1 protein-coding gene is annotated in these 216 nt (G+C 58.3%); it reads left to right on the top strand.

Going from position 1 to position 216, the window contains the following annotated elements; all coding sequences use genetic code 11:
• Positions 1-216: hypothetical protein (locus AC0ZWN_RS28970; RefSeq protein WP_476337733.1), on the top strand; the 216-nt coding region annotated here is incomplete at both ends.

The following is a 216-nucleotide window of genomic DNA, read 5'->3' as shown; positions in this document are numbered from 1 at the left end:
ATGAACAGGGGCACATCACCCGTTATGAGTATGACGACGATCTGCACCTGGTCTCGCGGCGGATCAACCCCGACGGCACGCGGGTGCAATACCGCTATGACCATGCGCAACTGCTGCTCACCGAGATTGAAAACGAATCCGGGGAAAAGTATCGGCTGGATTACACCTCCACCGGGCTGATTCGTCAGGAAAGCGGTTTTGACGGCCGCCGCACCG

Source organism: Pseudomonas sp. 3B-A001-10F (assembly GCF_056313565.1).
The sequence above is the reverse complement of the archived record's forward strand: the minus strand, read 5'-3'. Positions and strand labels throughout refer to the sequence as shown.